This window comes from Paraburkholderia podalyriae (genome assembly GCF_014397785.1).
In the GTDB taxonomy this organism is placed as follows: Bacteria; Pseudomonadota; Gammaproteobacteria; order Burkholderiales; family Burkholderiaceae; genus Paraburkholderia; species Paraburkholderia podalyriae.
The window spans coordinates 21,996-28,635 of sequence record NZ_VZQQ01000070.1 but is presented as its reverse complement, the minus strand read 5'-3'; the positions used below and the strand labels follow the sequence as shown (position 1 = coordinate 28,635).

The following is a 6,640-nucleotide window of genomic DNA, read 5'->3' as shown; positions in this document are numbered from 1 at the left end:
AACGCCGGTGAGTGTGTCCGTCGGTTGCGTTTCGTCATCTTCTGGTTCCTTGTTGCCGGCCATTATGACCGACTCACGCCCCAGCTTTTCCACTTACCGACCTGTCCGGATTCTCGGCGCCACCTCTTTTCCCGCCCGATCCCCATGCTCGTCAGTTCGCTAACCCCGAAGCGTGCCCCGATGTGGTCTGTTGCGTGGCAACTCGCTCATGCTTCTCAGTAGCGTAGGAACAGCAATCAAGGAAATTTCCGGTCCGACAAAACGGACCCGTCCTGATGGTTCTCACAGGCGAGCCACCCAATACGGCGTCTGGAGAACATCGGGATCACTCAAAGATTACTGCGTGGGAGTCACATCCATATGGAAAGTCGGCTCCGAAAGCCTCTTGATTGTACCGTCCGCCTTTGCGGCACGAATAGCCTGATCAAACATCGCTTTCAGTTGTGTGTCCCCCTTGCGGAGCCCCACCGCAGATCCCTGCCCAACTACACCGCCCGCAAAGCATGCACCGGCCAGCACCATGTTTTCATTGCCTGGTTTCGCAGCCGTTCCAATCAGTGAATCCTTCGAACCGAGCACCGCATCCACCCGGCCGGCTACCAAATCCAGGTCACGTGATTCCTGCGTCTTATATTGCCGAATAGAAATGCCCTTCAGATGGGTGTTCGCAAATTCTACCGACGTCCCAGCCGCTATCGTGCCTACCACTTTTCCCGATAGCGCAGCCCTCACTTCCCCAAGGGCTTTTTCGGACGCGGCTGCATCGCTCAATGAAAACGTTCTGTCCTGCAGCGGCAGTTTTTTGGCGACGTCACTGCCTTTCAGTGTTGCGAACGTATAGCAGAGCGTCGCGTACGGTATCGAGAAAGCAATCGATTCTTCGCGCTTCGGTGTAACTGCGAGATCATCCATGATTGCGTCGTACTTCCCTGCGTTCAGCGCCGGAATCATGCTGTCAAAGGACTGCGCCGTAATCGTGCATTTGACCTGCATCCGGTCACAAAGATTGCGCGCCAGATCGATTTCAAAACCGGCCAGAGTCCCGTCGGGTTTAGTATAGTTCCACGGAACGAACCCGCCCTCGGTGACAATTCTCACCTCTTTTTGAGAATTCTGGGCATTCGCCTGTCCGAGCCCCAAAGCGACGATGCCTGAGGCCATCATGGCGAGTAGGATGAAGCGCGAGTGGTATTTCCTCAAACTATTCATTTTCACCCTGCAAAAGTTGTTGATTGCGCACAAGCGAAGCCTATCGGGCCAAAAACTGCTGAAGACGCACGGAACGCCCGGAACCGAACACTTCATCCGGTGTTCCTTCTTCCTTTACTGTTCCTTGATCTACAAACACTACGCGGCTCGAAACTTCCCGAGCAAAAGCCATTTCATGAGTAACGATCAGCATAGTTCTGCCCTCCTCTGCAAGCCGACGCATCACCCGAAGTACCTCACCAACAAGTTCCGGGTCTAATGCTGATGTGGGTTCGTCGAAAAGCATTAGCAAAGGATGCATCGCCAGTGCGCGGGCTATCGCTACACGTTGCTGCTGTCCACCTGAAAGATGGGACGGATAGAAGTTCTCCCTATTCGTTATTCCAACCTTGTTGAGGAGTTCCCGCGCTTCTTCGACGCATTCCTTGCGCGGTCGACCATGAACATGGATGGGTGCCTCGATAACGTTCTCAAGCACCGTCATGTGAGACCACAGGTTGAAGCTCTGAAAGACCATGCCAACATTTGCGCGAATACGGTCAACCTGTCTATGGTCGTAAAGTCGTTGCCCTGCCGCCCGATGGTTTGACATCTTAATCTGCTCGCCAGCGACCGCAACTTCCCCGACGTCAGGAACCTCAAGCATGTTGATACAACGAAGTAGCGTTGATTTGCCTGAACCTGAAGAGCCGAGTATCGAAATCACCTCACCTTCGCTCGCCTCGAGCGAAATACCCTTGAGGACCTCAAGAGTGCCGTATCGCTTACGGATGTCCGTGAGTTGCACGGCCTTCGGACGTGCCCCACTACTCGCGTTCATATTGTCTTTTCCCTCAAGAAGCCTGTTTGTTCATCGCCGGAACACCTAGATGAGGATCGAGACTTCGCTCAATCCACAGCACCAGCCGAGTCAGAAGTAAGTTAATGGCAAGACAGATAATTCCTGTCGACACACAGGCTTCGAACGGGGCGTTCCATTTCAGTGACAGTGGTCGACGCGATACCAGTTACATCCATGAAACTTACAAAGGATGCCAAAAACATAGCCTTTACCATGGCGATGATTTCGCTTACCGTTCCCAGGAAACGTCGGTCTGGCTGCAATCGGTACGGCAATCCATTCGCATCAGCAACAATCTCCGGGGAATCCCCCAGGCGGATCATGCTTCGAATTCCGTCTTACGAAGGACCACGACGCGCCACGAATGATCTCGCTCGGAAGCCTACCAATACGATTTCCGTAGGAAAAGCCATAGAAACATCTACCTGTTCCTGACGACCGGCCCTGACGGCGACTCGCCAGAACGAATATCATCAATCCATGCATATAAGAATAAAAGTATTCATTCATCTATGGAAGAGAGTTAACCCTGAAGCGAGGTGCCGACCTTGCGCAGATGGAATGAGAGCATGAGGGCACCGCACGAAAAGGTTAGCGCACCATCGAGCCACGAAGGGATTGCTGTGGTTCGTGCGGGGCTACAACCGTCCGTGGGCGTTTGCTGCCACGTCTCACCGGACCACCCGCCGTGCGCGGGCACATGCCTCGATGCTGAAGAAAGGGGCTAATGCCGCTTAAAGAAGCCGCACGAAAAGCTACTGAAGCAGACTTAGCGTGCGGGCAGAAGGTCGATAACTGTCGCGCCATGCCAATCAATGTAAGCACCGGTGGGTAACGTAGACGATCCCGCAGGGACGGTCGCCGCCTCAGCCTGTGCAGAAAGCGCTGTTGCGAAAACAGGCCCTCATGCCCGATCATCAGGTGGTTGATATGCACTGCCTGAAACAAGATAACGATCGGCGACCACCGCCTGCTTGACCCGTACCGACGACGTCGACGGGGACGGCGGGGCCCCCCGTTTGCCAAGAAAAGCTTGCGTTCCGACGGTTATGCTAGATCAGTTGCATCCTTATTCGGCCCGTTGAAATGGCCCCGGCCTTGAAGGAACATGCCGGCAAGGTTCTGATCTGACACGGGAACCTCGGCAAGACGTTGACCGGGGGCGCAGTGCCGATGCCATTGGCCGATCTACTCGATCTGACGTTCACGAAACACGGTAACCCCGATGCGTCGCCGGCGAGAGCAGCCCAAGAATGGGGTGGCGCCGCAGATAAGGGAGGGCCGGTGAAGGAAAGCCGTTGCCGTCCTGCACTCGGGCTGATAAACGGCCTTCTACACGCTTGACTGCAGAGGTAGAGGCGTTCCAGCTCGCTGCTGTGCAGGTCACCAAGCAGTCGAAGTGGCGGCGCCCTCGAAAAGTTTACACGACGCCAGTCGGACACCCGCACCAGTTTCGCCTGAGCAATTGCAGCCTCGATACGGCACCTCTCGCACCAGACTATCGCGTCAACCGTCAGGCGGGGCCATCGGACGATCTCTCTCGCGTCGACAAGCCCACGATGTGCGACCAGGCATCTATCCGCAAAAACCCGAACCAGCAATATGCATGCATACTTTCATTCTTGCATTTTATTTATGTATTGTTACCATCATGCGCATTGGCCCAGCGGTTGACGCTGGACCGGTGGCCCAGACGGAATATTACATTCACACAACATGAGACAGGTTTTCTATGAAAGCCTCGAGAGAACGCGTTGATCGAAACGATCCCGTTCCCTCGGGTCGGGGGTGTCATGCTCGATTTGTATTCCTTTTTGTCTGAGGCAGGAGTTGACCGACGTCTCACATGCGGTTCGCCCGCAAGTACCTCGGTGTGGACCTTTGTAGCGTTGTCGTCAGTTTTTGATCTATTATAAATTTGGAGTACAAATGAATAGTTATAAGGTCATTCTCGTCGCTGCTGGGTCGTTTGCAGCCTGCTCTCCCGCATTCTCTCAAAGCTCGGTTACGCTCTACGGAGAGCTGGATGAATCGATACAGTACGTGCACAACACCGGAGGCCAGCACTCGCAGATAAGCCTTCAGGGGGGGCAAATTGGAACCAATAAGTGGGGGCTTAAAGGAGCGGAAGACCTGGGCGGCGGACTCCAGGCCGTATTTCGGCTGGAGAACGGCTTTGACATCAACAACGGCAAAGCTAAACAGGGTGGCGCATTGTTTGGTCGCTATGCCTATGTCGGCATGAAGTCGGATTCCTATGGAACGATCCTCGCCGGACGTCAATATGATACGTTGATGGACTTGGTGTACCCCGTGCAGCCAAACAATTACCTCTATTATTTCACCACTCCGGGAGATGTAGACAACTCTGACGGAAACGCACGTATCAATAGCCAGGTGAAATGGCTGAGTCCAGTTTGGTCAGGGTTTCGAGTGGCGGCAGCGTATTCGTTCGGTGGAGTTGCTGGCTCCATGGGGTCTGGGCAGACGTATAGTTTCGCGACTTCGTACACTGCCGGGCCACTCATGTTGGCGGCAGGCTACTCCCACGCTGACCAGGGGAACCCCACCCTTTCTACTCGTGGAACATCAACATACGGCAGCTTGTTCCTGAGCCCTGTCAACGAAGCTTATTCGACGGCAAAAGCGATCAACATCGCTCGCGCTGGGGCAAAATATTCGATCGGTCCCGTGACGCTTGGTGGATATTATAGTTATTCGGAATATCTGCCCGACGCCTACTCCAAATTCCGAATCGCTGAGCGATACAACAATGGCTCGATCTACGCAAATTGGAATATCACACCATTCGTGCTGGTACAAGTGGGTTACGATCTCCTGAAATCTCATGGTGATTCGTCGGCCACGTACAACCAGGTAACACTCACCGGCGATTATCTGTTGTCGAAGCGTACCGATGTTTACGCATCCGCGTCATACGGACATGCTTCCGGTCATAACGGATTGGGGGTCGCACAAGCGGTGATTGCTGATTCGTTTCCGGCCGCTGGCAACGCTAGCCAGACACTCGTTTTCTTAGGGATGCGTCATCGCTTTTAATAGTGCCGAATGAAGGCACGCAGACGCAGTAGGCCCGCTCCCGGGGCGGCGCCGGCATGCGCCGCCGCGATCTCGCGCGTGACGTCGCCGCCCTTCCTCCACGGCGACCCCACCAGATTTGCGCCGCGCAGCCCTGTCTGCCGCGCGATACACATTCCGTCTGCCTGAGTCATCGGCGCAGCACCGGCAGCTTCAGGTCCGCTTTACGCGCCGTCTGGTGTGCGAGATCTTAGCCAGCGTCTTCATGGCGCGCCACGCCCGTCGCCGGAGCGTTTTGCAGTACGCAGCTCAGACGCTTGTGCCCCGCCGCCGTGCCTTCGGCCACATTCACTACGCCTCCATGCTCGATGGAGTGCACGCCCACGGCGCCGCCGTGATGCAGCGACGCCCACGACACCCCGCCCGTCGGGTTCAGCAGCGACCAAGGGTCCGTTCCGCTGGGTGGCACTCTCGGGCGATCCTGTGGATGTACACCGGCACGAAGCGTGGGAAATCAAACCCGCTATCCACCCTCCATTTCCAGTGGCACCTGGTGGATGTTGTTGTCGTAGTCAAGCCTGGCCGCGCCGCGCTCCTGCAAAGTCAGCATGGCACGCACCTGATTGGCCAATAGACTACATCGCGGGCTTGATAATGGCCCCGCGCGCGACTTTGCGAACTTCACGCCGTTGCTCCACCGTCAAGCTCTGCGGCAGGTAGCTGTTGATCGGGTCGTGCGCGCTCGTGTGGTCGGTCACGCAGCCGGGCGCGATGCCGCACTTCACGAATTCGGCAAATGTGTCCGCGGCGTTGCCCAGCCGCCCAACAAGGCCGACTTGCCCGTGCGCTTCGCCCGCCTCGACGATGGCAAGCGCCTCACCGATCGCCTTCGCCTTGCGGTCTACGCAGCGCGTTTTCAGGCGGAGTCGACACACGTCTCGTGGTATTGCACCGCGATCATCGAAAAGCCCGCCATGGTCGTTGCGAGCGGCTGCGCGCACTGATGCCGCCGAGACGGCCCGTCAGGACCCAATGGCCTTCCGGGTCGCCGTTGAAGCGCCGGCTCACCACGAGTAGAACCTCTCGTAGGCACCCTGCACGATGCCCTGTGAGCGGATGTAGATCCAGCTGCCCGCCGCTATCTGGCCGTACGTCATCAGGCCCTTGCGGTCCGGCTCGTGAAAATGCTCCCACGTATTCCGGTGCGGCACGGGGTTGGAGTTCGCGAGCAGCACGCGCGGCTCATCAGCGTGCGTGCAGAACACGCGCACGGGCTTGCGCCGACTGGATAAGCAGCATCACATTCTCGTTCTAGTCCTTCAGTGACGCTGGGGACTGGTCGACGCACTCCCACTTGCGCGCAACGCGACCAACGCCGCCGTACACCGCGGTGCGTGCGTATGCTCGACGACTCGGGATCCAGATTATCCTGGATCATCCGGTGGGCGTTTTCCGCGAGTCAGGTCTTAGCGATACCTTCTGAGCACCGCGCCGCGCGCCAGATTATGCACGTCGGCCAGGGGTGCAGGATATGCTTTGGACGGTTCATCG

The 6,640-nt window shown here is 56.6% G+C and carries 3 protein-coding genes and 1 pseudogene; 1 reads left to right on the top strand and 3 read right to left on the bottom strand.

Annotated features, from left to right (window positions below; all coding sequences use genetic code 11):
* Positions 1 to 336: 336 nt before the first annotated feature.
* Together F6X42_RS36445 and F6X42_RS36440 are read right to left on the bottom strand one after the other, a co-directional pair.
* Complete coding sequence (locus tag F6X42_RS36445; RefSeq protein WP_085952364.1) at positions 337 to 1,209, bottom strand: transporter substrate-binding domain-containing protein; 873 nt, start codon at positions 1,207 to 1,209, stop codon at positions 337 to 339.
* 40 nt (positions 1,210 to 1,249) lie between these two features.
* Positions 1,250 to 2,029: an ABC transporter ATP-binding protein gene (locus tag F6X42_RS36440; protein ID WP_018423099.1), complete on the bottom strand. Its 780-nt coding sequence runs from the start codon at positions 2,027 to 2,029 to the stop codon at positions 1,250 to 1,252.
* Positions 2,030 to 3,979: 1,950 nt separating this feature from the next.
* Here F6X42_RS36440 and F6X42_RS36435 point away from each other — a divergent pair.
* Positions 3,980 to 5,110 (top strand): porin, encoded by a 1,131-nt coding sequence (locus F6X42_RS36435; RefSeq protein ID WP_018423100.1) that lies wholly within the window; start codon positions 3,980 to 3,982, stop codon positions 5,108 to 5,110.
* Positions 5,111 to 5,339: 229 nt separating this feature from the next.
* On the opposite strand, the pseudogene F6X42_RS36430 reads toward F6X42_RS36435, so the two are convergent.
* Positions 5,340 to 6,638: pseudogene (locus F6X42_RS36430) on the bottom strand (urocanase-related protein).
* Positions 6,639 to 6,640 lie beyond the last annotated feature (2 nt).